The sequence below is a fragment of the Arthrobacter terrae genome, from assembly GCF_015708085.1.
Lineage (GTDB): Bacteria > Actinomycetota > Actinomycetes > Actinomycetales > Micrococcaceae > Arthrobacter_M > Arthrobacter_M terrae.
Genome location: NZ_JADNYM010000011.1, coordinates 76,547 through 99,516 on the forward strand (window position 1 = coordinate 76,547; position 22,970 = coordinate 99,516).

Sequence of the window (22,970 nt, forward strand, 5' to 3'; positions counted from 1 at the left end):
ATCCCGGCCGGTTGATTTTTTAGAAATATCTGGTTCTGCCCCGCGGCACCGATGGCAGCGGGGCCAGCACGTCCTGCAGGACGCGTAACGCCGTCTGATAAGTCTCCGGGTGAATTTCCGGACTCGCATGTCCGGTATTGGCGATGTCATAGCGGAAAAAGTTATTAGCCGGCAGTAGTCGGTGCCAACCGCGGATGGCGGAAGCCGCATCCACGATGAAATCCTGTGGGTCATACAGTAGGCCGATTCCCGTGGACGCGGCGATGCCGCCGTCGTATTGGGCCGGAAACGCCTTAAGAAATGTCGCTTGGGACGTGTTGAGAATCAGACTGTTCTGCTCCCCGTCAAAGGACGTTTGGACCCCCGACTTGGCAGCCGCATACATGTCTTGGCCATTGGGATTCCGCAGCCCGCTCCAGACGCCCCAGGTCAGTCGGCCCACGATGCCCAGATATGGTACCACCGCTCCGGCCAGCGAGATGTACTGCTTCCCGGGGTCCTTGACATCTGCGACGCTGCTCGGACTGGAACCGAAAACAATGAGCTTAACGTGCAGCCCGTTCTGTTCCAGTAACGGTGCAAGCGCGACGGCGACCATCCCGCCAAAGCTGTCCCCGTACAGGTACACAGTGTTGATTTTGCGCACGTATGCGTCCCTGATGATGGCAATGAAGAGCTGGGCGACATCAATGCCGCGGTTCGAATAGCCAATGTAAGATGCCTGGGCACGCTCGTTCATGGCAGGCTGTAGTGCCTCCAATTTGCGCCGCGCCGTACCGTTGGAGACTTCAAAGCCACCCAGCAGATACCAGGTCGCGCCGGGGAATTGGCTCGCCGCGTCGTTATTGGCGGCATTTTCCAGCGTGACGACCTGGAAGGACAGGTTGTCGGTTATGAGATAGTTGGCAGCGATATTGGCACGGAAAGCGGTGACGGCCGCAGCGCCCGTCAGGCTCAACAACACCGAACGACGGCCGATCCCAGCCTGCTGGTTCGGCTGTGCGCCCCGGGGCTGCCCGGGTTCAGGGTTCGCTGTTGCGTCGTTTTTTGCCATAAGTGATCCCCTCGATTCTGTCACAACACCGGTGCCGGGGAATTCTGCGTGGCGTACGATGGGGGCGTGAACGGGCATCCCCGCGCCAGTGCCGGCGCAACGCCAGGTAGGGCCGCAGCAGACAGTGCTGCAACGCCCGGCACTGACGAAACCCACAGTATTGGCCAAACCCACCGTATTGACGAAACCCACAGTATTGGCCAAACCCACAGTGTCTTCAATCAGCCGCCCGCGCGGACGGGGGTCAATGAGTTTGTCGACAATCCTGTCCTGTGTGAGTTCGTCCAAAGCATCGGCCGGACCCGTGACGTTAGCGAACTGGAAACCATTGGTGCGGTGGTCGGGTCTGCAGAGTTCGCCAGGGACGCACGGCTGGCCAATGCCAATCCGCCGGTCCTTCTCACCCACGATCCCTACGGCCATCGGATCGACGAGGTGGAGTATCACCCGTCGTATCACCGGATCTTAGCCCAGGCCGTGCGCGCCGGTGCCCACACAGCGGCATGGGGCAATCCCGGCCGCGGCGCCAGCGCGCACCGGGCAGCGAAAATGATGCTTTTTGCCCAGCTGGAACCTGGTCACGCCTGCCCTATCTCAATGTCCCATGCCGCCGTCGAGCCATTGCAGAACTCTCCGGTGCTGGCGCAGTCCTGGCTCCCGCGACTGCTGGCGCGAAGCTATGACCCGTCGCTGCATGCCGGTAAGCCCAGTGCGCTGATCGGGATGGCCATGACCGAAAAGCAGGGTGGCTCCGATGTCCGGGCAAATACCACGGTGGCTGTCTCGGCTGGAGACCATCAGCTGCTCACCGGGCATAAATGGTTTTGCTCGGCGCCCATGTCTGATGCTTTTTTGGTCCTTGCGAAGGAAGCTGATCGGCAGGAAAGCCCTCCATCGTGTTTCCTGCTCCCCCGGGTACTGCCCGACGGTACTCGGAATGTATTTAGGATCCAGCGGCTGAAGGATAAGTTGGGGAATAGGTCCAACGCCTCCTGCGAGGTGGAATTTGCCAACAGTACGGCGTTCCGGGTGGGCGAGCCGGAACGGGGAGTGGCAGCCATCATGGGAATGGTCGCCCGGACACGTCTGGATTGCGTGCTCGGTACCGCGGCGGGCATGCGGCAGGGGATTGCCGAGGCGCTGTGGCACACGCGGCACCGTTCGGCCTTTGGCCGCAAGCTGGTTGACCAACCGATAATGACGAACGTGCTCGCGGACTTGGCGCTGGAATCAGAGGCGGCGACGGCGACGGCGCTGCGGTTGGCCTGCGCGTACGATGACGACGTTGATAAGGCCGACGACGTCGAGGTGTCTTTCCGCCGTCTTGCCACTGCCGTCGCCAAATACTGGGTCTGTAAGCGTGGGCCGGGACATGCCTACGAAGCCATGGAGTGCCTTGGCGGAAACGGCTACACCGAGGCATTTCCCTTGGCCATGCGCTACCGGGAGCAGCCGGTGCTGGCGATCTGGGAAGGCGCCGGAAATGTCGTTGCCCTGGACGTGCTGCGTACCATGGGCAAAGAACCCAAGGCGGTGACGAATTTTCTTGCGGAACTCGGACTCGCCCATGGCAGCAACCGGATTTTCGACAACTTCATGCTGACTCTGCTGGATAGGGTCACGGCGTTCCAACGGTCCCTGCCGGAACACGAAGGCTCCGCGCGGGCTCTGGTGGAACAGTTGGCCTTGGGCCTGCAGGCATCTTTGCTGATCCGCTACAGCCCGGCCTCCGTGTCGGAGGCCTTTGTCGAGAGCCGGCTTGGTCAGCAACGCTGCTTCGAATACGGCACCCTCCCTGCGGGGTCGGACCTTTCGGCAATTCTGCAGCGGCAGTGATGCATCTCTCAGATCGGGCACGGCTCGTCAAGGTTTAACGGGTGCCGAAATGCGGCGCCGGGCGAACCTTTTCGGATCAATTTCACTGGATCCAGCACGTAAACTGTGTATACTTATGTTAGTTGTTGTTGTGTTGCGCATTTTTGTAGTTCAAGCAACGGTCTTTGGATCGCTGCTTTTTTCGAAGAAGTGGCAAAGAACAAGTAACCGGGGGGCCCGAAAGTCGGGCGGATACTCCATCTTCTAAAGGAAAAAATAAAATGGCAACAGGTACCGTCAAGTGGTTCAACTCTGAAAAAGGCTTTGGCTTCATCTCTCCGGATGATGGCAGTCAGGATGTTTTCGCACACTACTCCGCCATCAACTCCGGTGGATACCGCTCCCTCGAAGAGAACCAGAAGGTTTCCTTTGAAGTAGAGCAGGGCCCCAAGGGCCCGCAGGCGACTAACATCCAGTCTGTCTAGTCTTCCAAAAGCACGATCAGGCAGGGCGGGGTAACCCCCGCCCTGCTGTCGTTTAATCCAGTTCGCCGTCTGGGCCAGCTCCAACCCTGGCTGCCGCCGCCCGCCTATGGCGCTCAACGAAGCGCTAGGCGATGGTGCTGAGCTGACGCTCGGTGGCGTCCTGCGGGACAGGGCCGGCTACACCGGCCCTGCGGCGGGCCATCCTATTGTCGATGGCGGAGGCAGCGTTCGAAATGACGATGTTCATTCCGATATAGATGACGGTGATGATCAGATAGGTCTGAACCAGGTGACCCGTGGAGGCCACCAGAACCTTGCCGGACTGCTGGAGCTCTCCATAGGAGACCACGTAGCCCAAGGTGGTGTCCTTGAGCAGAATCACGACCTGCGCAATCAGAGCCGGGAGGACAATCCGCACGGCCTGTGGGAAAACCACCATACGGAAGGCCTGGGTCGGGGTAAGTCCGAGGCTGAGCGCAGCCTCGGTTTGGCCCTTGGGGAGCGCAAGTATCCCGGCACGGAAAACCTCGGCGATGGTTGCGCCCGAGCAGAGGCCGATGGGGATCACCAGTTTCCAGAAAACGTCCGGGTTGATACCGTAGGGCGGCAGGGCGGAGACAAAGATGTAAATGATCAGCAGCAAAGGAACCGAGCGGAGCAGCTCGATCACCGCGGTGCACGGCCAGCGCACCAGCTTGGTCGCGGACAGCCTCCCCACTGCCAGAACCAGTCCCATGGGCAAGGCAATGGCCCCGGCCCCCAACGCGGCCAGTGCCGTGTTCCCAAAGGCCTTTAACAGATACGACCAAGTGCTCGACTGCCGAAATTCTGCCCATTTGGACGGCGCGAGCTGGCCACTTTGGTAAAACTGCTCATAGGCCAAAGCCAACAGACCCAGCGTCAGGAGAATGCTGGCGATGGTCAGGATGGCAACCCGGCGCCGTGCCTTGGGCCCCACCGCGTCGAAAAGGACCTGATCCGTGTTCACCGCAGGACCCGCAGCTTTATCTCCAGCCTGGCACCGATGGCGCCGGCCCCCAGCGCAATGCTCGCGTAAATCACGGCAGCGACAAGGAAAGTCACCAGGCCAAGTGCCTCCCGGTTATTGATGTAGCTGACCTCCGCCGTCAGATCCATCACGCCGACGACCCCGGCCAGTGAGGACGAGAGCAGTATCCCGATGAACAAAGTCACGATGGGCTGGACCATGGCGCGAGTGGCCTGTGGGAAAACAATCTCCCGGAGGACTCCGAAGAAACCCAGACCAATAGCGCGTCCGGCCTCCACCTGGCCGGTCGGAATGGCATTGATGCCGGTGCGGAAGACCTCGCAGGCAAAAGCAGCCCCCACCAGAATCATGGCAATCATGACCGACGGCAGGTAGTCAATAGTGATGCCGATTTCCGGCAGTCCGTAAACGACCAGGATCAGCAGGGATACAAGCGGAACGTTACGGAATATTTCCACGAAGATCAGCCCGACCGCACGAAGATACGCCACCGGGCTGATCCGGAAGGTGGCGAGGATGACGCCCAGAATCATAGAGCCGAGGAAACCTACCACGGTGAACTGGGCCGTCACCCACAGCCCCTCGCCGAATGTCCCCAGATATTTGGTGAGCAGAATGTTCATGCCGAACGCTATCCGACGGTCGGCGGGGTGGGGGTCGTGGAGGTCCCGGTTTGCGCCCCGATGGTTGCCTGCCAGAGCTTAAGCCACGTTCCGTCGGCAATGATCTTCTTGAGCCAATCATTAACAAACGCCTTGGCATCGGTTCCCTTTGGCACCCCAATACCGTAGTTATCCTTTGGCCCGAAGGGGTCCCCGACGATTTTCACATCCTTGTTGCCGACCAGGGCGTTCAGGAGCAGGGATTGGTCGATAACGTACGCGTCCGCCCGGCCCTGCTGCACGGCAGCCAGGCACTGCGCATTGTCCGGCAGTGCCAGCACCTTCGCGTCCGGGGCCTCATTGGCCAGCAGTGTCACACCCGTTGAGGCAGCCTGGGTGGCCACCGTTTTACCGGCCAGATCGGCCACCGACTTGATGTCGGTAGTTGTCGACTTAACCAAAATGCCGGCCTGGGACGAGTAATAGGGCCCGGCAAAGTCGACCCGCGCGGCGCGTTTGTCGGTGATCGAATAGGTGGCGATGATCGCGTCCACCGACTTGTTCACCAAGAGGTCCTCACGCGTATCAACCGTGACCTGGTCAAGCTTGGTCTTGGGTTCACCGATGATGTATTTGGCCAGCAGCTGAGAGAGCCCGGCGTCAAAACCCACAGCCTTCCCGGTAGTGGGATTGAGCAGGCTAAACAACTGGGACGTCTCGGTGCCGCCGACATGCAGGACGCCATTGCTCTTGATTTGGCTCGCCCACTGGTTGGCTGCCACCGTTGCATCGCTGGCCGTAGCACCTGCGCTAATAACGTCGTCGTAACCGGCACCCGAACTGCTGGCAGCCGGCGTCCCAGGAGCCTCGGGGCTGCATGCCACTAACCCCAGAACGAGCAGTCCGGCCACGGCTGCCGCTCCCACCCTGATATTTTTCACCGATTTCATGTGATGGCTCCTTCGCCAGCGATATTCACCCGGAATGACTAATGAGGACAGCTTAGTCACCCGCGGGCAGGTAAGTCGCTGCTCCCGGCGTTGCCCGTAGCTGGGAGGTACAGCCGCATGGGACGATAGAAGACAATGAGACTGACGACGGGCCGGGGTGGCCAACGGGGAATTCCGATGCCGTTGTGGCTGCAGGGTGTGTTTGAATCTGCACAGGTACTCGTATTTTCTGCGTTGCTGGTCCTGCTGCCGCTGGGCGGAGTTTGGTTCGCTGGCGGTTTTGCGGATAAGTCAGCCGACGCGCTGGCCCGGCTCGGTGGGCAGATCTGGCTGGTAGTGCACGCAGTCCCGCTGAACCTGGCCTTCAACGACGGGCCCAGCTCCGCTTCCCTGCAGACCGGTACTCTGACGCTGATTCCGCTGGGCCTGACGGCGATCCCCTTTTTACTCTCCTGGCGGGCGGGCAGGCGGCTGGCCCGGGCGTCCTACACCGACCAGCTCTGGCAGGGGGTCCTGGGCGCCCTGGGCGTCTATGGTGCCGCGGGCCTGGGAACGACTTTTATCTGCCGAACGCCCGAGGTGGCTGCCGGTCTCGTCCCGGGAACGCTGATTCCGCTGATTCCGGTGGGCCTGGGGCTGATCATCGGGGCGCGGCGGGAGGCCGGGACCTGGGGACGGTTGATCGGGGTAGACGCGGCCGACTGGATTGCCGCCACCAGCCAGCACTCGCGCTGGGCCGGATCCTATGTCTGGGCCGCAGTCCGCGCAGGTTTTGTGGCGCTGCTGGGCGCACTTGTCCTCTCCACTGTGCTCTTGGTGGTCAATATTCTCTGGCACTGGTCGGACATCGTGACGGTCTACGAGGGACTCAAGACCGGTGTGGTGGGAGGCATAGTACTGACCATCATCCAGCTCGGTTTCCTGCCCAATCTGGCCGTGTGGGCCCTCGCCTGGGCGTCCGGTTCAGGCTTTGCCATCGGCGTCGGTTCCTCCGTTTCTGCGCTGGGCACCTCGGTCGCGCCGGTGCCCGCCATTCCAATTCTTGGTGCGCTTCCGACCGGAGCGCTGTCCTGGGGCGTCGTAGCCATGGTGATTCCGGTTCTGGCGGGGGCGCTGGCGGGCTGGTGGTTCCTGCGCGAAGGGGAGAACCACTTTGACGAATGGCTCTCCATTAAGCTCAAGGCGCGCTGGTTTACGGCCACGGCCTCCACCCTCGCGTTAGCCGCCGTGATCGGTGCAGTGGCAGGCATTCTGACCGGTGCTGCAGCGCTGCTGTCGCACGGCTCGGCCGGGATCGGCCGGCTGACGGACATCGGTCCCGACTTCCTCACTACCGCGCTCTGGGTGGCGGTTGAAGTGGCAGTCGGTGTCGTCATTGGCTACGCGGCCGGGCCCTGGCTGGAGCGCGAGCCAGGGCACGGGCCCGGGACTGTCCCGGAGCGCTGACGAATCCGTCCACCTAAGGTTGTAGCATGCGCATCGTAGTCCTCGTTTCCGGCACCGGCTCCAACCTGCAGGCCGTCATTGACGACATCGGCGCGGGCCACCTGCCGGTGGAAATCGCCGCGGTGGGTGCGGACCGGCCCGGTACGTTGGGTGTGGCACGCTCTGCGGCGGCGGGCCTTGAAACCTTTGTTGTGGACTTTAAAGCTTTCGCCACCCGCGGTGAGTGGGACGCGGCGCTGCTTGCCGCCGTCGCCCGCTACGCACCGGATTACGTCATTTCGTCCGGTTTTATGCGGATTGTTGCCGCGGACTTCATCGATGCGTTTCCCGGCCGTTACGTGAACACGCATCCGGCCCTGCTGCCGGCGTTTCCGGGCGCACACGGCGTCCGCGACGCGCTGGAATATGGTGTCAAAGTCACCGGCTGTACGGTGCATTTTGCCGACGCCGGAGTGGATACCGGCCCGATCATCGCGCAAACTGCCGTGGCCGTGCTGCCGGAGGACACCGAAGAATCACTGCACGAGCGGATCAAGCTGGCCGAACGCACGCTGCTGATCCAGGTGCTCGCTGAGCTCGCGTCAGGCCCTGGTCCGGGGCGGGGCAACAAGCATCAGGACGACGGCGGCAACCACCAGTAAGCCGGTGGGCGCGAAGAGCCCCGGTAAGCGCGGACGGCGGCACGGCAACGGAAAAGCTCCCCGATCAGGGAGCATCGATGGCCTGCTGCAGATGCCCGGCGTGCTTGGCCAGCAATCCGCTGGCCTGTTCGGGCGGCAGCCCGGTCATAATCACCAAAATGGCGGCCTTGACCGATCCGGCCACGGATTCCAGCACGGCGGCCGCGGTGGCCGGGTCCGTGCCGGTGGCACGGACGACGGTCCGTTCGCTGCGGGCGTGCAGTTTCCCATTGCTGGCGCGCAGGTCAACCATGAGGTTCCGGTAAGTCTTCCCCAGCCGGACCATGGTGATGGTGCTGATCATATTGAGCACCAGTTTCTGAACTGTGCCTGCTTTGAGCCGGGTGGAGCCGGCCAGAAATTCCGGCCCTACCTCAATTTCCAGCGCAATTTCGGCTGCACGTCCCAAGGGGGACCCCGCATTGCAGGCCAGCCCGACGGTGAAGGCTCCGGCGGCTGCAGCGGCCTGCACCGCGGCGATCACGTAGGGCGTGCGTCCGGAGGCAGAGATGCCAATGACGGAGTCGAGGCCGCAGATTTCCAGCGCGGCGATGTCCGCTTCCCCGGCAGCAGTGTCGTCCTCTGCATCCTCCACGGCTCCTTGGATGGCGCGGCTTCCGCCGGCGATAACGCCGACCACCAGCGCGGGGTCGGTGCCGAAGGTCGGAGGGCATTCACTTGCGTCCAAAATGCCGATGCGGCCAGGGGTCCCGGCGCCAATGTAGATGAGCCGGCCACCGCTGGCCATTCTTGCGGCAATAGCATCGATGCAGCGGGCAATCGCTGCAGCCGAATCCGCAATGGCCGGGGCAACCTTTGCATCCTCGCCGTTCATGGCCATCACCAGCTCCGCGGTGCTCATGCCTGCCAGGTCTTCGTGCGCATCATTGGAAGCTTCCGTCACCAGCTCCGCCAGCTCGGTACGGAGGGCGGCAAATTTGTCCGGCTCGGTCATGGCTGTTGCACCTGGAAATTCGTTTGCGGGTAGATGATCTACGTGATTCTAACTGCAGTCCAGTGGGTGACCGAAACGACCGCCGCGGTTCCTTAGCGGCGGGCCGGAACAGCCGGAGGTGGCGGCCTGGTAACGGAAGTTATCCCATCAGCAGCCGCACCACCGCGCGTGCACTCACCCGGGAGGACCCATAGCAGTTGATGGTGGGCAGCGGGGGAGGAGTTCCGGCGCCAGCTGGCTGATAGCTGTCAGCAAGTCCTGCGTTAATGCAGATGGCCTCCGGTACCAGCCCGGCCAAGTCGGCCAGCGGGCTCCTCTGGCAGGGATCCCGAAGTGCATCAATCAGCACGACGCATGGGTTGCCGGACCAGGTACCGGCCTTAATCCGTTTAATCCCGTCGCGAAGTTCTTGCACGGTAACTGTCCGCACAGAAAGAACCTCGGCCAGGGCTACGGCAAAGAAGTTCCCGCTGGCGCCGGCAGCCATATTATGACCGAGGCGCAGGTCGACGACGTCGATGTCTGTGCTGCCCGCCGGCAACCGTGGCACGGGGCCGGGACCGGCCCAGGTGCAGGCACGCATGGCAGCGTCAACCCAGTCCCCGGCCAGTGGCACCGTTTGAACCGGCGCCGTTTGAACCTGTTCCGTTAGGGCCTGCACCGAGCGGGCCGCAAATGCCGCAACCCGACCCGCGGCCCGTTCCAGCACCGGGCGGGGGAGCGTACCGTCCACCGCGGCGGCCAGCAGGGCATCGAAGACTTCTGCGTAGTCTTCCCAGCCGGTGCTGAATCCTGCGCCCTCAGCTCCTGCACCGTGGGCTGCATCGTTGGAGGAGCTGCTGCTGTACGGATTGGCAGGGTTGCCGACGCAGAGCAGGTCCGCTCCCGCCAGCAGGGACAACACGGCACCACGTCCCATCCCTACGGTGTCCTTGATTGCAGCCATATCCAAGGCATCGGTGATCAATAGACCGGCAAAACCATTCCGGCGCAATAACTCCCCGGCCGCCGGATTCAGCGTGGCTGGGGCTTCGCCAAGCTCGGGAATCACGATATGCGCGCTCATCATCGCCGCGGCACCGGCCTGTACGGCGGCAAGGAATGGCGGCAGGTGGATGCCGGTGACGTCCTCGAGGGTCATCTCCAGCCGCGGCAGTGACGTGTGCGAATCGCCAACGGTGTCCCCGTGGCCCGGGAAATGCTTGGCGCAGGCACCGACTCCGGTGGATTGGATGCCCCGCACCATGGCCGCGGTGTGCCTGCTGACCAGATCCGTGTCAGCGCCAAAGGAACGCACCCCAATGACCGGATTGAGCGGGTTCGTGTTCACGTCCGCCACCGGCCCGATCACCAGGTTGACGCCCGCCTCCTTGCACATTGTCCCGATCGCGGCGCCGGCCGCCTCGGTGAGGGCAACGTCGTCGAGCTGCCCGAGCACCGCTGCCCCCGGAAGGTCCGAGCCGGCGCGGAACTGCAGCCGCGTGACGTTACCGCCCTCCTCGTCGGAGCCGATCACGGCCAGCGGATTGAGCGCCCGGATCGCGGCCGAAAGCCCGGCCGGCTGTCCGGGCGTGCCGGGAAGGAAATTGTGGCTGAAATAGACCACTCCTGCCAGCCCTTCCGCCAGCGCTTGCCGTAGCCAGGCAGGGACCGTAGTGCCGATGAACCCGGGCCAGATAACCCCGTTGACCAGGCGTCGAAGACAGAGAGAATCCGAGGATTGCACAGCTGCGGGAACGAAAGTGGTCTCGGTCATACTGCAAGGCTACAGATGCAGGGGGCCTAAACTTGAGGCATCCCCTTCCCGGACGCGCCGCAGCGTCAAAGACCTACGTACTGGAGAAGAATCCGTGAGCAACCCCCTTGAACCTGTACAGCTTGACCGGGTACCCATTCGCCGGGCGCTGATTTCGGTGTATGACAAGACGGGGCTGGAGGAACTCGCGGCCGGCCTGCATGCGGCGGGAGTGCGTATAGTTTCCACCGGTTCGACGGCGGCCCGGATCGCCGCGGCGGACATTCCGGTGCAGGGCGTGGAAGAGGTGACCGGTTCGCCGGAGATGCTCGACGGCCGCGTCAAGACGCTGCACCCGCGGATCCACGCCGGCATCCTTGCCGATCGACGGCTGCCGGATCACGTGCAGCAGCTCGCGGACATGGACATCGACACGTTTGATCTCGTCGTCGTCAATCTTTATCCGTTTGCCGACACCGTCGCGTCCGGTGCGGCCACTGATGAGGTCGTCGAGCAGATCGACATCGGTGGCCCGTCCATGGTTCGTGCCGCGGCGAAGAACCACGCCTCGGTGGCCGTTGTAGTGGATCCGAAGAGCTACCCCGACGTCATCGCTGCCGCGCAGCAGGGTGGGTTCAATCTCGCCGGCCGCCGTCGGCTCGCGTCGCTGGCCTTCGCCCATACCGCGGCCTATGACAATGCGGTTGCGGCCTGGACGGCCAAAGAACTTAACGACGACGGCGAGCACTGGCCCGCATACGCCGGCGTCGCCCTGGAGCGCTCCGAGGTGCTGCGCTACGGGGAGAACCCGCATCAGGCCGCGGCGTTGTACGTGGATAAGGCCGCAACGCCGGGGATCGCGCAGGCGGACCAGCTGCACGGCAAGCCGATGAGCTACAACAACTATGTAGACGCGGATGCTGCGCTGCGGACGGCCTTTGAATTCGACGAACCCGCGGTGGCCGTGGTCAAGCACGCCAACCCCTGCGGCGTTGCAGTGGCCGGTGCGGATGCGGTGGACCCGGTGGCACAGGCGCATGCCAAAGCGCAGGCCTGCGATCCAAGCTCGGCCTACGGCGGCGTTATTGCGTCCAACCGGCCCATTACGCACGCGATGGCTGCCGGCCTGAAGGGTGTTTTCACCGAGGTTATTATTGCGCCGTCCTTCGAGCCGGAGGCGCTGGAACGGCTGCAGAAGCGCGCGGATATCCGCCTGCTCACCCTGCCGGAGGGGTACGCCCGGGCCGCGGTGGAATTTCGCCAGGTTTCCGGCGGCATGCTGATCCAGGCCACGGACCGGATGGACGCTCCGGGGGATAACCCGCAGAGCTGGACGCTGGTAGCCGGTGCTGCAGCGGACCCCGGAACACTAGCTGACCTGGCGTTCGCGTGGAAGGCCCTGCGCGGAGTGAAGTCCAACGGGATTCTGCTGGCCAACAATGGCGCATCGGTGGGTGTGGGGATGGGCCAGGTCAACCGGGTGGATTCATGCAGGCTTGCCGTGCAGCGGGCCAACTCGCTGGCCGCTGACGACGACGGAATGGCCATTGAACGGGCGCGCGGGGCCGTCGCCGCTTCGGATGCTTTCTTCCCCTTCGCCGATGGGCTGCAGATTTTGCTCGATGCCGGTGTGCGGGCCGTCGTCCAGCCCGGTGGTTCGGTGCGCGACGAGGAAGTTATCGCTGCCGCCGAGGCCGCCGGTGTCACGATGTACCTGACCGGCTCCCGGCACTTCTTCCACTAGCCCTCAGGTAAGTTGGAGGTAAGAATATAACGAAAGTTTCGTCGGCAGTTACAGGTTTCTGCCGGCCTTACCCGTAGGAGATGGCGCACAAATGGCCAAGATTGTTTATACCCACACCGACGAAGCGCCGATGTTGGCCACCTATTCGTTCCTGCCGATTGTCGAGGCATTCGCATCGACGGCGGGTGTGGAAATTCAGACGCGCGATATCTCGCTCTCCGGCCGCATCATCTCGGTCTTCGGTGATTACCTCAGCGAGGATCAGCGGACACCCGACGCACTGGCGGAATTGGGACAGCTGGCGAACAGTCCGGAAGCGAACATTATTAAGCTGCCCAATATCAGTGCCTCCGCCCCGCAGCTGAAAGCCGCGGTTGCCGAGCTTCAGGGGCAGGGATATGACCTGCCGGACTACCCGGATGATCCTGCCACGGATGTGGAAAAGGACGTTCGCGCCCGCTACGACAAGATCAAGGGTTCGGCGGTTAATCCGGTGCTGCGTGAGGGTAACTCCGACCGGCGGGCGCCACTGTCGGTGAAGAATTACGCCCGCAAGCACCCGCACAGCATGGGAGCCTGGTCTGCGGATTCGAAAACCAACGTGGCCCACATGAGTGCAGAGGACTTCCGCTCGAATGAGAAGTCCGTGCTGATCCCGGAAGCGGGCAGCATCAAAATCCAGTTTGTCGCCGAAGATGGCACTGCCACCGTGCTGAAAGACTCCTTTCCCGTCCTGGCCGGCGAGGTAGTTGACGGTACGGTATTGCGCGCGGCTGCCCTCGAGGAGTTTCTGGCTGCTCAGATATCCCGTGCCAAGGAAGAAAACGTGCTGTTCTCGGTCCATCTGAAGGCGACCATGATGAAGGTCTCCGATCCGATCATCTTCGGGCACGTCGTGAAGGCCTTCCTGCCCGAACTGTTCGCCCGCTTTGGCGATAAGCTGGCAGCGGCCGGGCTGAGCCCCAACAATGGCCTGGCCTCCATCCTCAACGGCCTCGATGCCCTCCCGGCGGACGTCCGTGAGGGTGTTACGGCAGCCATAACGGCGGGTCTGGCAGAGGGCCCGGCGCTGGCGATGGTTGATTCGGATAAGGGCGTCACAAACCTGCACGCCCCCAGCGATGTCATTGTTGACGCGTCCATGCCTGCCATGATCCGCACCTCCGGAAAGATGTGGGGCCCGGACGGTAAGGCCGCGGACACCCTTGCCGTGATCCCGGACAGCAGCTACGCGGGCGTATACCAGGCGGTTATTGACGATTGCCGTGCCCACGGCGCCTACGACCCGACCACCATGGGCACCGTCCCCAACGTCGGCCTGATGGCCCAGGCGGCCGAGGAATACGGCAGCCATGACAAGACCTTTGAGATCCAGGCCGCAGGTAGCGTGCAGATCGTCGATGCCTCCGGCGCTGTACTGATCGAGCATCAGGTTTCCCCCGGTGACATCTGGCGCGCCTGCCAGACCAAGGACCTGCCGATCCGCGACTGGGTCAAGCTGGCGGTCACCCGTGCCCGTGCCTCGCAGACTCCGGCGGTTTTCTGGCTGGACAAGGGCCGGGCCCATGATGCAAAGCTGATCGAGAAGGTCACGGAGTATCTGCGCGACCATGACACCGAGGGCCTGCAGATCCGGATCATGACGCCGGAGGATGCCACTACCTTCACGCTGGGGCGGCTGCGCAAGGGCGAGGACACGATTTCGGTCTCCGGCAATGTGCTGCGCGACTACCTGACCGATCTGTTCCCGATCCTTGAACTGGGCACCAGCGCCAAGATGCTTTCCATTGTTCCGCTGATCAATGGCGGCGGCCTTTTCGAAACCGGTGCCGGGGGATCGGCGCCCAAGCACGTTCAGCAGCTGCTGAAAGAAAATCATTTGCGCTGGGACAGCCTGGGCGAATTCCTTGCACTCGCCGTCAGCTTCGAGCACCTCGCCACGTCCACCGGCAACGCCCGCGCCCGGATTTTGGCGGACACGCTGGACCGCGCCACCGGAACCTTTTTGCTGGAGAATAAGTCTCCGAGCCGGAAGGTCGGGGAACTGGACAACCGTGGAAGCCACTTCTATTTGGCGCAGTACTGGGCGCAGGAACTGGCGCAGCAGGACGACGACGCGGAGCTGGCTGCCGCCTTCGCCGCGGTTGCCGAGGCGCTGACCGCCAACGAGGAAACCATTGTTGCCCAGCTGCTTGCCGTGCAGGGTTCGCCGGTGGACCTCGCCGGCTACTATCGCCCGGATGCGGCCCTGGCTGCAGCCGTGATGCGGCCTTCCGCGAAGCTCAATGAGGTGCTGGCCGGATTGAGCGCTTAGCTACCGTTCGGTAGCTTTCAGGGCCCGGTATGCCTGCTGCCCGCTTTCCCGCATGGGAAGGCGGGCAGTTTCGTTGTGGACCCGTTACCTTATTTCTACTGTTTCGAATGTGGCGAACGCCACATTTCGTTGTAGTGTCAGGGAACACAACCTCGAACCGAGTGCGACGCCCGAGATATTAGGGACGCCTGTGCTTCGGATGCGGCTCGAAAGGCAAATCTATGTACCGCAAGAAAGTCGTTACAACCCTGGCGATCGCCGCCACGCTTGGCATGCTGATGTCATCGTGTGCCAACCAGGCAGGCACCGGCACGTCATCGGATACTGCTGCTGCCGGCGGCAAGGTGGACATTCCGGCACTGACCAAGATCGATACTCCCGCCAACGCGGTTTTGCCCAAGGGTGACGGCAACGCTACCTGCCCCGCCACCACGACACTGGCCTATGCTGGTGCGGAGACCGGCCCCAATGCCCAGCTCGGCATTAACATTTTCAACGGGATTCAGCTCGCGATCAACGAACACAACGCCGCGAATGCCGGCTGCCAGGTGCAGTTCAAGAAATTCGATACCGAGGGCGATCCCAGCAAGGCAACGGGACCAGTCACGCAGGTGACCACCGAACCCGGCATTATTGGCGTCGTCGGCCTGCCGTTCTCCGGGGAGTCCAAGGCAACGGGGAACATTTTCGAGCAGGCAAAGCTGGTCCACATCACCCCTGCGGCCACGAATCCGACCCTGACGGATAACGGCTGGACCACCTTCTTCCGGGGCCTGGGCAATGACGCCGTACAGGGTCCGGCGGCAGCGAAGTTCATGACCGGCAAGCTCGGGGCCAAGAAGGTCTACATTGTCCAGGATGATTCCGACTATGGAATTGGTTTGGGTAAGACCACGTCAGATGGCCTGGGCAGCGCGCTGGTGGGGACCGACAAGGTCACCACCGGGCAGAAGGACTTCTCCGCGGTCATTTCCAAAATCATGAACTCTAAAGCTGATGCCGTGTTCTACTCGGGTTACTACGCCGAGGGTGCACCCTTCGACCAGCAGTTGGTCAGCAAGGGCTTCACCGGAACTTTCGTTGGCCCGGACGGTCTGAAGGATGACCAGTTCATCAAGCAGGCCGGAGATTCCTCCAATAACGCCTACTTCACTTGCCCCTGTATCCCGGGTGAGCTGATTCCCTCCTTCGAGAGCGCGTACAAGACCCTGGCCAATGCGGAGCCGGGAACCTACTCCATTGAAGGCTACGACGCCGCAACGGTGCTGCTGGCCGGCATTGACGCAGGCAAGCAGTCCCGGGCGGATCTGCTCTCCTGGGTCAAGTCCTATGACAAGGATGGCCTGAGCAAGCATTACAAGTGGAACGACAAGGGCGAGCTGCAGGCCCCGACCGTCTATGGCTACAAAGTGGAAAACGGCAAGATTGTGCCCGTGGGCGCGATCGGCGAGTAACCGGCAATACACAGATGATGCTGCGGGCCCGGTAGACACGGTCCCGCAGCATTGTCTTGGCCGCATCAATAGCCGACAGTTACCGATTGTCCGTGCGGATCAGTGCTGATCCCCTTGCCGGACTCAACCAGGATGTGCCAATGCTCTCTTCACTACTGACGTCCATGCCCATGGACAACGATTGGATCAGCTTCGATGTCGTCGCCTTGGGCCAAAATTTCTGGAGCGCCACTTTTGACGGCCTGACTTTCGGGTCCATCTATGCGCTCGTGGCCCTGGGCTACACGCTCGTTTACGGCGTGCTGAACCTGATTAACTTCGCTCACTCAGAAGTTTTTATCATCGGCTGCTACGCGGTCTTCTTTACCCTCAGCGGCCTTGGGTTTGGACCCAATGCCCCACATTTGTCGCTGGCTGCGATTGTGCTGAATCTGCTTTTGGCCCTGATCATCGCCATGATCGCGTCCGCGCTGACAGCGTTCCTGGTGGAGCGGATCGCGTATAAGCCGCTGCGGAAGCGCAACGCACCGCGGCTGGTTTTCCTGATCACCGCCATCGGCGTTTCCTTCACCATTCAGTACATTATTCGTCTCATCCGCGGACCAAACGCCGAACCGGCCGTCACCATGTTTAAGCCGACGCCCATCTTTGACGTTTTCGGTACCATCGTTGATTCCCAGCAACTGGTCATTGTTATTGCGGCCGTCATCATGATGGTCGCAACGGAGCGGTTCATCAGTAAGTCACGGACGGGGCGCGGCATCCGTGCCGTTGCACAGGATCCTGACACTGCCACCCTGATGGGTGTGAACAAGGAGCGCATCATCATCATCACGTTCGTGATCGGCGGTATTCTTGCCGGCGCTGCGGCGCTGTTCTACGTGATGAAAATTCCTTCCGGCGTGCAGTACACCGGCGGCTTCGTCCTGGGGATCAAGGCCTTCGCCGCAGCAGTACTGGGCGGCATCGGCAACGTCCGTGGCGCCCTGCTCGGCGGCCTGCTGCTGGGCCTGATTGGTAACTACGGCCAGATCCTGCTCGGTAATTCGCAGTGGACCGACGTCGTCGCCTTCATGGTGCTGGTACTGGTGCTGCTGGTCCGGCCCGAGGGCATCCTGGGTACTTCCCTTGGAAGGAGCAAAGCATGAGTATGACAGATGGCCCCACGCCCTTGTCCTCGGCCAAAGCGGCGCAGTCTGCCGCGGATCGGGAGGGACTAACCACAGCACCGGGCGCCAGTATTGCGGGCCGGAGAGGCAAAAAGCCAGGCTCGCTGGGACAGCGCTGGAATGCGCTGAGCCGGCAGCAGCAATGGTGTTTCCTGATTATCGTGGTGGTGCTTGCGTACCTGCTCCCGGTCATCAACCCCCCTATTATCACCACCGAGCCGGGTAATAACTTCGGTCTGGCCTGCTTCGATATGGCGCGCTTCGCGCTGATCGCCATTGGTCTGAACGTGGTCATCGGCTACGCCGGCCTGCTGGACCTTGGTTACGTTGCCTTCTTCGCCGTCGGTGCGTATGTGTCGGCCATGCTGACCAGTCCGGATTCCGCGTTCCTGAAGATCCCGTATCTGTGGACCATCCCGGTAGCCATGGCCGTCACGATGTTCTTTGGTGTCATACTCGGCATTCCCACCCTGCGGCTTCGCGGTGACTACCTGGCCATTGTGACGCTGGGTTTTGGCGAAATTGTCCGGATTCTGGCGACCATCATCCCGGCCATGAAGGGACAGGTCGGCTTCCAGTCGGTCGGCCACCCGCCGGGCACCGCCGCCGATGGGAATCCCATCTTCACTAACTCCAACGGCGTTCCCTGGTATTGGCTGATCCTCACCGTGATCATCATCGTGCTGCTGCTGGTTGGTAATCTGGAGCGCAGCCGAGTTGGCCGGGCCTGGGTGGCCATCCGCGAGGACGAGGACGCCGCGGAGATCATGGGCGTTCCAACCTTCAAGTACAAGGTCTGGGCCTTCGCGATCGGCGCTTCCATCGGCGGGCTCTCCGGTGCACTTTTTTCCGGTCAGGTCGGTTTCATCAGTAACCAGCGTTTTGACGTCTACACCTCCATTCTGTTCGTCGCTGCCGTTGTTCTCGGTGGGGCCGGCAATAAGGTGGGTGCCATTGTCGGCGGTGCGCTGGTCAGCTACATACCGCTGCGTTTCACTGCCATTGCCGAATACAAATATTTGATTTTCGGTATTCTCCTGGTGGTCATCATGATATTCCGCTCGCAGGGACTCTTCCCGGCGCGGCAGAAGCTGCTGGCTTATGGCCGTGACGCGGTCAAGTGGATGTTCAAGAGGGACGACGGCGAACACGGCACGGGCGCGAAGCGGACCACCGGCACGGCGCAGGAAAAAGGAGCGCAGGCATGAGCGGAGATCACAACGAGGACCTGCCGAGGCACACGGCGGACTGGCCGGTGGGTAAGCCGGTCGATCCCGACGGCGACGGACACCAGAAGGACGGCCATCCCACTGCCGAACACGCCGGTGATCACGTCGAATACGGCGGGCACCCCGGTGAGCCGGGACAGCATGTGAGCGCAGACAGCGGCCGGCGCCCCGGCGGCGCCGCGGAACCTGCAGCCATCCACCGGGATGCGCTTGCCGCACAGGGGATCGATCGGGACGTGGCCGAGACGGTGGCGCCGGAGCGGGAAATCGGTGTCAAGGTCGGCGACAGCCTGGTCCAAGTGCAGAACCTGACGGTGAAGTTCGGCGGTCTGCTGGCCTTGGACAACGTTTCGTTTGATATCAAACGCGGCGAGATCCTGGGTCTGATCGGTCCTAACGGTGCCGGCAAGACCACCTGCTTCAATGCCATGACCGGGGTGTACAAACCCAGCAGCGGCAAGGTGCTGCTGGAAGGCCAGTCCATTGGCGGGGTAAAACAGCACAAGATCACCCGGATGGGGCTGGCCCGGACCTTCCAGAACATCAGGCTCTTCGCGGAGATGACGGCACTGGAGAATGTCGTCGTCGGACTTGACGCCCGGCATAAGACCAGCGTGGGTCGGGCACTGCTGCGCCTGCCGACGCACATCCGTGAGGAGAAGTCGGCCATCGATCGTGGCATGGCCCTGCTGGACTTTGTCGGGATTGCCGATCACTGGGATGTACTGTCCCGGCATCTGCCGTACGGGCACCAGCGCCGGCTCGAAATAGCGCGCGCGCTCGCAACAGACCCAAAGGTCCTGTGCCTTGATGAGCCCGCAGCCGGCTTCAACCCCGCGGAAAAGGAAGAGCTGATGACGCTCATCCGCACCATCCGGGATGACGGCTACACCGTGCTGCTGATCGAGCACGATATGAAACTGGTGATGGGGGTGACGGACCGGATCGTGGTGCTGGAGTTCGGCAAGAAGATTGCCGACGGCGCGCCGCGTGCGATCCGCGAAGACCCCCGTGTGATTTCCGCATACCTAGGAGAGCCCGAAGATGACGTTGCTTGAGCTGGACAATGTAAGCGTCCACTATGGGCGGATCCAGGCGATCAAGGACATGTCCTTCACCGTCGAGGAGGGGGAGATCGTCTCGCTGATCGGTGCCAATGGGGCCGGTAAAACGACGACGATGAAAACCATTTCCGGGCTGCTGAACCCGTCAGCCGGGTCCATCAGGTTTGCCGGGAAAGACATTACCAAGATGAAGGCGCACATCCGGGTGGTGCAGGGGATCTCGCAGGCACCGGAAGGCCGCGGCGTGTTCCCCGGCATGACCGTGTTGGAGAACCTGGACATGGGGGCCTTCGGGCGCAAGGACCGCAGCGGCATGGCCACAGATATTGCCCGCGTTTTTGCTCTTTTTCCCCGGCTGGAGGAGCGTCAGAAGCAACTCGGCGGAACCATGTCCGGCGGCGAGCAGCAGATGCTGGCGATCGGGCGTGCGCTGATGTCCAACCCGAAGCTGCTGCTCCTGGACGAACCTTCCATGGGGCTGGCGCCGCAGTTCATCCGGCAGATTTTCAAGATCATCACGGAGATCAACAGCCAGGGCACCACGGTATTGCTGGTGGAGCAGAACGCCAACCAGGCACTGGCCCGCGCGCACCGGGCCTTCGTCCTGGAGACCGGTGAAATCACGCACAGCGGGACGGGCAAGGAACTGCTCGCCAACCCGGCGATCAAGGAGGCGTACCTGGGCGTCGGCTAGCCCTCGTACCGGCCCGTTGGCACGGGGCCGTTGGCACCGGGCCAGGGCACGGGGCCAGGCTTTGCCCAGTTTCCAGGTCCGGACGATGGCGTATTGTAGTGACACGCCGTCGGCCGGACGTCTTTGGGGGCGGAAACTGGGCAAATGTCTACGCGCGCGGGCGGCTAATTGAGGCCATCCGGTGATTCTTACAGCACCTCGTTGTGGCCGGTCACCCGGCGCTTGTGGCATCCGCGGGGTAGGTGATGCCGAGCTGGCCCCGGACTCCGTCGAACAGCGCCATAATGGCCAGCGAATCAGCCAGCGGCATCGTCGGGCTCTCGGTGAGGCCCTGTTGGATGCACCGTGTCACTTCGCGCAGCTGGTACGTGTAACCCCTGCCGGGAAAGTCGAAACTCTCCACCCGCGCCGGCTCGGAGCCGATCTGAATCTCCAGTGCTGTGGGGTTGTTAATGGAACCGGTGCTCCGCAGGAAACCCTTGGAACCAGCGACGACGGCGGTGCGTGGCCCGTATGCGGTCAGCGACGAGGTGAGTTGGGCCAGGGCCCCGGACGGATAGGCCAGTGTGATGGCGTTTTGGCTGTCGACTCCCCAGGGAGTCAGGGTTCCCGACGCGGTGACCGACGCGGGGGCGCCAAGCGTCCCCCAGGCCCAGAGCAGGGGGTAAACGGTCAGATCCAGCAGGGCCCCGCCGCCGGCTTCGGGAGCCCAGATGCGCGCAGTGCGGTCCGTCCCCGCGGGGAATCCCAGGTCCGCCTGGACCCATTGCACGTCGCCCATTTCCCCCGAGGCAGCGATCTCGAAAGCACGCTGCATGCCCGGGACGAACCGTGCCCACACCGCCTCCATGAGAAAGAGGCCGCGCTCCCGGGCCAGGTCAATCAGTTCCGCCGCTTCGCGGACGTTGATGGTCAGGGCTTTTTCGCAGAGAACGTGTTTCCCCGCCTCCAGGGCAGCCCTCGCCACCGCGTAATGCTGGGCGTGCGGGGTGGCGACGTAGACCACGTCCACCTCGGGGTCCTGCACCAGCTGCAGGTAACCCGGAGACGCCCTGCCGTCGTCGCCGTTCACGCCCACCCGGCGGCCGCTCGCGTCGCTGTCCATAGTGCCGCCGTCGTAATAGTGGCGCTTGAAGCCGAAGTGCGCAGCGAAGTCAGCGGCTTTTCCGCGGCTTCGTGAGCTGACAGCCTGCAGGACAGCGTCCTCCAGCAGCGCCAGCTCCGAGGTCACGGTGTGGGCAATGTTTCCGGTGGCCACGACGCCCCAGCGCAACGGCTCTCCGGTGGCGTTGAGGGTGTGCGGGGAACCGGAGGCGTACCAGTCCGGTCTGGCGATGTAGCGGGGGGAGGTGCTCATCCTGCCATCATGCCAGAGCGCCGTGCGGGGCTGGTGGGAAATGCAAAAGGTCCCCGTCCCGGATAAACGGGACGGGGACCTTTGAGTGATCCGCAGGATTACTGGGCCGGCTGGAGCTACTTGGTCAGCGGTGCCAGCAGCTTGTCATTGGCATAAACCTCGGCTGCGTTGGCCTTGGTGACGATGACCGGCTTGAGGTAGAAGGTGGGGACCTTCTTGGTGCCATTGTCGGTTTCGGTGCTGGTCTCAGGGGTCTTTCCGGCCTGAAGATCCTTCACCATGTCGATGGCGTGGTTCACCAGCGCGGTGGTGTCCTTGTAGATGGTGGAATACTGCTCGCCGGCCATGATGGACTTCACAGACTCCACCTCCGAGTCCTGACCGGTGACGACAGGAAGCGGCTTGCCCGCTGCTTTCACCGATGTGATGATGGCGCGGGCCAAGGTGTCATTGGGTGAGAGTACGCCATCGAGCGTCGTGGAGGTATAGCTTCCTGCCAAGAGGGTGTCCATCCGCTTCTGCGCATTTTCCGCTTTCCAGCCCTGCGTCACTGCCTGCGGGAAGGACGTCTGTCCCGAGACAACCTTCAGCGTACCGTCGTCGATCTTAGGCTGCAGGATGTTCATGGCACCGTCGAAGAAGACCTTCGCATTGGCATCGTCGGGAGAACCGGCAAAGAGCTCAATGTTATAGGGCCCGGAGGGCTTCTTGGCCTTCATCCCGTCCAGCAGGGCCTGGCCCTGCAGCTGGCCCACCTTGTAATTGTCGTAAGCGACGTAATAATCCACGTTGTCCGTGTTCAAAAGGATTCGGTCGTACGCGATGATCGTAGCGCCGGAGTCTTTAGCCTGCTTTAGCTGGGTACCCAACTGCGCTCCGTCGATGGCACCGACAATTATGACCTTGGCGCCTTTGGTGATCATGGAGCTGATCTGGTTCTGCTGTTCAGAAACGCCGCCATTGGCGAACTGGACATCGCCTTTGAAACCCGCAGACTTCAGGCCGTCGTTGAACAGGCCTTCGGCCTGGACCCAGTTTTCGGAGGTTTTCTGCGGCAGTGCTACGCCGATCTGCGCATCTTTGGCGAAGCCGGCCGCGCCGGAAGTGCCACCGGCGGTGGACCCGGTGTCAGCCCGGCCGCAACCGGTCAGCGCTAGGGCCGACACGGTGGCAATGACCGCGATGGTCTTCACCGATTTGAGGTTCAACATGGT

19 protein-coding genes are annotated in these 22,970 nt (G+C 62.4%); 11 read left to right on the plus strand and 8 right to left on the minus strand.

All coding sequences use genetic code 11. The features are described from left to right. Positions 1-19: 19 nt before the first annotated feature. On the minus strand, positions 20-1,054 hold the full coding sequence (locus IV500_RS10075) for an alpha/beta hydrolase (RefSeq protein ID WP_196396674.1): 1,035 nt from the start codon (positions 1,052-1,054) through the stop codon (positions 20-22). A gap of 66 nt (positions 1,055-1,120) precedes the next feature. On the opposite strand from IV500_RS10075, the gene IV500_RS22135 reads away from it, so the two are divergent. Both IV500_RS22135 and cspE read left to right on the plus strand, forming a co-directional pair. After that, on the plus strand, positions 1,121-2,890 hold the full coding sequence (locus IV500_RS22135; protein ID WP_312875887.1) for an acyl-CoA dehydrogenase family protein: 1,770 nt from the start codon (positions 1,121-1,123) through the stop codon (positions 2,888-2,890). Between the two features lie 260 nt (positions 2,891-3,150). Continuing rightward, the gene (cspE, locus tag IV500_RS10085; protein ID WP_196396675.1) at positions 3,151-3,354 is read left to right on the plus strand and encodes a transcription antiterminator/RNA stability regulator CspE; all 204 of its coding nucleotides are present in this window, start codon (positions 3,151-3,153) and stop codon (positions 3,352-3,354) included. A gap of 124 nt (positions 3,355-3,478) precedes the next feature. Here the strand turns inward: cspE and IV500_RS10090 are convergent, their stop codons facing one another. Genes IV500_RS10090 through IV500_RS10100 form a run of 3 tightly spaced genes read right to left on the minus strand, consistent with a single transcriptional unit; the run spans position 3,479 to position 5,915 of the window. Continuing rightward, positions 3,479-4,342 carry an amino acid ABC transporter permease gene (locus IV500_RS10090; RefSeq protein ID WP_196396676.1) on the minus strand — a complete coding sequence of 288 codons (864 nt, stop codon included), beginning with the start codon at positions 4,340-4,342 and terminating at the stop codon, positions 3,479-3,481. Continuing rightward, entirely contained in the window at positions 4,339-4,986 is a 648-nt protein-coding gene (locus tag IV500_RS10095; RefSeq protein ID WP_196396677.1) for an amino acid ABC transporter permease, read from the minus strand. The genes IV500_RS10090 and IV500_RS10095 overlap by 4 nt, the downstream gene beginning before the upstream one ends. Before the next feature lie 8 nt (positions 4,987-4,994). After that, entirely contained in the window at positions 4,995-5,915 is a 921-nt protein-coding gene (locus IV500_RS10100) for a transporter substrate-binding domain-containing protein (protein WP_196396678.1), read from the minus strand. A 135-nt stretch (positions 5,916-6,050) separates the two neighbouring features. Between IV500_RS10100 and IV500_RS10105 the strand changes: the two genes are divergently transcribed. Further along, positions 6,051-7,361, plus strand: coding sequence for a cell division protein PerM (locus IV500_RS10105; RefSeq protein WP_196396679.1), 1,311 nt, complete (start codon positions 6,051-6,053; stop codon positions 7,359-7,361). Between the two features lie 26 nt (positions 7,362-7,387). After that, complete coding sequence (gene purN / locus IV500_RS10110; RefSeq protein WP_196396680.1) at positions 7,388-8,002, plus strand: phosphoribosylglycinamide formyltransferase; 615 nt, start codon at positions 7,388-7,390, stop codon at positions 8,000-8,002. Positions 8,003-8,066: 64 nt separating this feature from the next. On the opposite strand, the gene murQ is transcribed toward purN, so the two are convergent. Next, entirely contained in the window at positions 8,067-8,996 is a 930-nt protein-coding gene (murQ, locus tag IV500_RS10115) for an N-acetylmuramic acid 6-phosphate etherase (RefSeq protein ID WP_196396681.1), read from the minus strand. A 139-nt stretch (positions 8,997-9,135) separates the two neighbouring features. Next, entirely contained in the window at positions 9,136-10,752 is a 1,617-nt protein-coding gene (locus IV500_RS10120; RefSeq protein WP_196396682.1) for a glycoside hydrolase family 3 N-terminal domain-containing protein, read from the minus strand. Positions 10,753-10,846: 94 nt separating this feature from the next. Here IV500_RS10120 and purH point away from each other — a divergent pair, with 94 nt between their 5' ends. The 7 genes from purH (at position 10,847) to IV500_RS10155 (ending at position 20,399) form a co-directional block, all read left to right on the plus strand. Beyond that, positions 10,847-12,475 carry a bifunctional phosphoribosylaminoimidazolecarboxamide formyltransferase/IMP cyclohydrolase gene (purH, locus tag IV500_RS10125; RefSeq protein ID WP_196396683.1) on the plus strand — a complete coding sequence of 543 codons (1,629 nt, stop codon included), beginning with the start codon at positions 10,847-10,849 and terminating at the stop codon, positions 12,473-12,475. A gap of 91 nt (positions 12,476-12,566) precedes the next feature. After that, a complete protein-coding gene (locus tag IV500_RS10130; RefSeq protein WP_196396684.1) occupies positions 12,567-14,789 on the plus strand; it encodes an NADP-dependent isocitrate dehydrogenase in 2,223 nt (740 codons plus the stop codon). Positions 14,790-15,010: 221 nt separating this feature from the next. Beyond that, the gene (locus tag IV500_RS10135) at positions 15,011-16,243 is read left to right on the plus strand and encodes a branched-chain amino acid ABC transporter substrate-binding protein (RefSeq protein ID WP_196396685.1); all 1,233 of its coding nucleotides are present in this window, start codon (positions 15,011-15,013) and stop codon (positions 16,241-16,243) included. A gap of 140 nt (positions 16,244-16,383) precedes the next feature. Next, positions 16,384-17,391, plus strand: a complete 1,008-nt coding sequence (locus IV500_RS10140) for a branched-chain amino acid ABC transporter permease (protein ID WP_196396686.1) — start codon at positions 16,384-16,386, stop codon at positions 17,389-17,391. Further along, the gene (locus tag IV500_RS10145) at positions 17,388-18,620 is read left to right on the plus strand and encodes a branched-chain amino acid ABC transporter permease (protein WP_196396687.1); all 1,233 of its coding nucleotides are present in this window, start codon (positions 17,388-17,390) and stop codon (positions 18,618-18,620) included. Before IV500_RS10140 ends, IV500_RS10145 begins: the two co-directional genes overlap by 4 nt. A 215-nt stretch (positions 18,621-18,835) precedes the next feature. Next, a complete protein-coding gene (locus IV500_RS10150) occupies positions 18,836-19,699 on the plus strand; it encodes an ABC transporter ATP-binding protein (protein ID WP_446680230.1) in 864 nt (287 codons plus the stop codon). Continuing rightward, on the plus strand, positions 19,686-20,399 hold the full coding sequence (locus tag IV500_RS10155) for an ABC transporter ATP-binding protein (RefSeq protein ID WP_196396688.1): 714 nt from the start codon (positions 19,686-19,688) through the stop codon (positions 20,397-20,399). The genes IV500_RS10150 and IV500_RS10155 overlap by 14 nt, the downstream gene beginning before the upstream one ends. Before the next feature lie 211 nt (positions 20,400-20,610). Here IV500_RS10155 and IV500_RS10160 read toward each other — a convergent pair whose 3' ends face one another. Together IV500_RS10160 and IV500_RS10165 are read right to left on the minus strand one after the other, a co-directional pair. Then, on the minus strand, positions 20,611-21,756 hold the full coding sequence (locus tag IV500_RS10160) for a Gfo/Idh/MocA family protein (protein WP_196396689.1): 1,146 nt from the start codon (positions 21,754-21,756) through the stop codon (positions 20,611-20,613). A gap of 116 nt (positions 21,757-21,872) precedes the next feature. Further along, on the minus strand, positions 21,873-22,967 hold the full coding sequence (locus tag IV500_RS10165) for a substrate-binding domain-containing protein (protein ID WP_196396690.1): 1,095 nt from the start codon (positions 22,965-22,967) through the stop codon (positions 21,873-21,875). Between the last annotated feature and the right edge of the window lie 3 nt (positions 22,968-22,970).

Bases quoted from the DNA above. Each gene is read 5' to 3' on its own strand.
- murQ (WP_196396681.1), bottom strand. From the start codon at position 8,996: ATGACCGAGCCGGACAAATTTGCCGCCCTCCGTACCGAGCTGGCGGAG.
- IV500_RS10135 (WP_196396685.1), top strand. From the start codon at position 15,011: ATGTACCGCAAGAAAGTCGTTACAACCCTGGCGATCGCCGCCACGCTT.
- IV500_RS10075 (WP_196396674.1), bottom strand. From the start codon at position 1,054: ATGGCAAAAAACGACGCAACAGCGAACCCTGAACCCGGGCAGCCCCGG.
- IV500_RS10140 (WP_196396686.1), top strand. From the start codon at position 16,384: ATGCTCTCTTCACTACTGACGTCCATGCCCATGGACAACGATTGGATC.
- IV500_RS10105 (WP_196396679.1), top strand. From the start codon at position 6,051: ATGAGACTGACGACGGGCCGGGGTGGCCAACGGGGAATTCCGATGCCG.
- IV500_RS10165 (WP_196396690.1), bottom strand. From the start codon at position 22,967: ATGTTGAACCTCAAATCGGTGAAGACCATCGCGGTCATTGCCACCGTG.
- IV500_RS10130 (WP_196396684.1), top strand. From the start codon at position 12,567: ATGGCCAAGATTGTTTATACCCACACCGACGAAGCGCCGATGTTGGCC.
- IV500_RS10160 (WP_196396689.1), bottom strand. From the start codon at position 21,756: ATGAGCACCTCCCCCCGCTACATCGCCAGACCGGACTGGTACGCCTCC.
- IV500_RS10095 (WP_196396677.1), bottom strand. From the start codon at position 4,986: ATGAACATTCTGCTCACCAAATATCTGGGGACATTCGGCGAGGGGCTG.
- IV500_RS10145 (WP_196396687.1), top strand. From the start codon at position 17,388: ATGAGTATGACAGATGGCCCCACGCCCTTGTCCTCGGCCAAAGCGGCG.
- IV500_RS10100 (WP_196396678.1), bottom strand. From the start codon at position 5,915: ATGAAATCGGTGAAAAATATCAGGGTGGGAGCGGCAGCCGTGGCCGGA.
- IV500_RS10155 (WP_196396688.1), top strand. From the start codon at position 19,686: ATGACGTTGCTTGAGCTGGACAATGTAAGCGTCCACTATGGGCGGATC.
- purN (WP_196396680.1), top strand. From the start codon at position 7,388: ATGCGCATCGTAGTCCTCGTTTCCGGCACCGGCTCCAACCTGCAGGCC.
- IV500_RS10120 (WP_196396682.1), bottom strand. From the start codon at position 10,752: ATGACCGAGACCACTTTCGTTCCCGCAGCTGTGCAATCCTCGGATTCT.
- cspE (WP_196396675.1), top strand. From the start codon at position 3,151: ATGGCAACAGGTACCGTCAAGTGGTTCAACTCTGAAAAAGGCTTTGGC.